4 protein-coding genes are annotated in these 2,247 nt (G+C 52.6%); all 4 read right to left on the minus strand.

All coding sequences use genetic code 11. The annotated features are described in order from the left end of the window. Window positions 1-24 precede the first annotated feature (24 nt). The gene (gene mprA, locus FDX03_RS18725) at window positions 25-555 is read right to left on the minus strand and encodes a transcriptional repressor MprA (protein WP_005122929.1); all 531 of its coding nucleotides are present in this window, start codon (window positions 553-555) and stop codon (window positions 25-27) included. Between the two features lie 90 nt (window positions 556-645). Beyond that, window positions 646-981, minus strand: a complete 336-nt coding sequence (gene ygaH / locus FDX03_RS18730) for an L-valine transporter subunit YgaH (protein WP_005122930.1) — start codon at window positions 979-981, stop codon at window positions 646-648. Next, on the minus strand, window positions 971-1,708 hold the full coding sequence (locus FDX03_RS18735) for an AzlC family ABC transporter permease (protein WP_101742935.1): 738 nt from the start codon (window positions 1,706-1,708) through the stop codon (window positions 971-973). Before FDX03_RS18735 ends, ygaH begins: the two co-directional genes overlap by 11 nt. A gap of 122 nt (window positions 1,709-1,830) precedes the next feature. Further along, a partial coding sequence (locus FDX03_RS23610; RefSeq protein WP_249357108.1) for an MFS transporter occupies window positions 1,831-2,247 on the minus strand: 417 nt, incomplete at its 5' end.

The raw sequence follows: 2,247 nt of genomic DNA on the forward strand, positions 1-2,247 counted from the left end.
TGGATTTCTGAGCGAGTCAGCGCGTTAGCGCAGCGCTTCTAACACCGCGCCATCCTGCTCCATCTGATCAAGACGGGTCAGAAGTTTACGGGTGATATGCTCAAGTTGATCTTTTTCGGTGGTGCTGAGAGATGACCAAAGCTGATGAAGGCAGTTATGCTGAGGCGGTAATACCTCCTGCAAAAAAGCATGGCCTTTTTCGGTCAATTGCAGATGCAGACAGCGGCGATCGTTATCGCTTTCGCGGCGCTCGATCCAGCCACGCTTTTCTAACTCATCCGCGATACGGGTGGCGTTAGTCCGTGACGAACCAAGTGCGCAACTCAGTTCAGAAGGCTGAATACTGTGGTTTTCCTGAGACTCCAGCGTAATCAACGCCATAAACAACGTCTCGTTAATCCCTTGAGCTTTCAGCATCTTATTGCGGTTTTCCAGCAGCTTGCCCTGCATATGCATGCAAAGACGAGTCAGAAGCACTTCCTGATAAGGGAACTCTTCGTAGCGGCTGGCGCGAAATTTTAGCATTTGTTCAATGGGCGTAAACGAACTATCCATTTGGGTATAACCTCATTAATTTCAGCCGATATAGTAACGACAGTGACAAATAAAGTAAATGTATTATTTATTTAAAATGATTATTTTAATCTATAAGACAAACAACATTTTCCAGGCTAATCCATAGCCCAGGGCACTCAGTAAGGTCGGAATGATGATGCTGCGGGTCTTATAGAAGCTTGCACCCAGTACCACAAACCCCACCAGCGTAGGCACAAAACGACGGGCGTCGTGCATCACTTCTGGCGCAGTAGACACCACCAGCAGGGCGCAAATTGATGCAATACCGATGGTGTCGAGTAATATTCCAGTGGCTCCGCGTTTTGTCGGGCGCACATTCCCCATTCGCAAACGCAGTGGTAAATAGCGAAAACAGTAATTGACGCAGCCGACCAGCAGGCCGAGCAGCAGAACCTCATAACTCATCAGGACCTCCCTGCCAGAACGACTGAATGAGCGCGGTCAGGCATCCACAGGCTATGCCCGCCAGGATGGCCGCCGGGATAGAAAACAGCGTCACGCCAGCCAGCGCACCGGCTAATGCCGCCGTGACGCATAGCGTTTGCTTACGCTGGAAAGAGGCCAGCAGAAAACTCATAAACAGTGCCGGGAGCATAAACCCCAGCGCCGCTTCTACCGCCGGGAACCCCTTCAGTAAGCCAGTGCCGGAAAATGCGCCGATCACCGTGCCAAGCACCCAGGAGGCCCAGGAGCATAGCGCGATGCCAATCATCCAGTTTTCACTCCAGCGCCGGTTATCCCGCACCAGCTTCGCCGTTGCCGCGGCAAAGACTTCGTCGGTGAGGCCAAAGGCCCATAGCGCGCTTTTAGGTTTGCTCAGCTGTCGGGCGATACGGCTACGCAGAGAAGGGCCGTACAAAACGTGGCGAACATCCATCGCCATGACGGTCAGAGCCGCGACCCACAGTGAGCTGCCTGCGGCGAGCATGGTTGTGATGACAAACTGGCTGGCGCCGGCGTAAATGATGCAGGAGAAAAAAACGCTTTCAACGGGAGTAAAGCCCAGGCGAGTCGCATTCATACCAAATGCAAATGCGACCGGAATATAACTGATAACTATCGGTAGGCTGTCTTTGAATCCTTCAGTTAACGTTGCAGAACGGGATTCAGACTGGGGAACAGGGCTTTCCATAGGATTATAGGCTTCATTACCGAAATTAAAATAACCTGGCTCAATGCGTTATAACCTTAGCAGACTGATGGGCTCCTTAACACCCTGAGGAGCCCAATCAAAGATAAACAGACGTTATACGCCTAATTTACGGCTTCCTGGCGGTGAAAACCTCGCCACCAGACCAGCAGGTTGAGTACGGCAACAGTCACACCTGCCAGACAAACGCCAGCCCAGCCGGCATGCTGCCAGGCTGAAGCTGAAATCAGCGAACCTGCCGCACCACCAATGAAATAGCTGGTCATGTACCCGGCAGTCAGGCGATTACGTGCGTCCGGGTGAATGCGATAGATAACGGTCTGGTTGGTGATATGTACCCCCTGAACGGTCAGATCCAGTACCAGGATACCGATAATCAGCATCGGCACTGAAGTATGTCCGAACCAGATAGCCAGCCAGGAGAGCAACAGTAGCAGCAGGCCTGCGGTAGTCGTGAGGTGTGATTTACCTTTATCGGCAAAACCGCCCGCCGGACGAGCGCCTAACGCACCGGCGGCCCC

The organism is Citrobacter sp. wls827, assembly GCF_005280875.1.
GTDB lineage: Bacteria > Pseudomonadota > Gammaproteobacteria > Enterobacterales > Enterobacteriaceae > Citrobacter > Citrobacter youngae.

Coding starts and splice junctions, on each gene's coding strand:
- FDX03_RS18735 (WP_101742935.1), bottom strand. CDS start 1,708: ATGGAAAGCCCTGTTCCCCAGTCTGAATCCCGTTCTGCAACGTTAACT.
- ygaH (WP_005122930.1), bottom strand. CDS start 981: ATGAGTTATGAGGTTCTGCTGCTCGGCCTGCTGGTCGGCTGCGTCAAT.
- mprA (WP_005122929.1), bottom strand. CDS start 555: ATGGATAGTTCGTTTACGCCCATTGAACAAATGCTAAAATTTCGCGCC.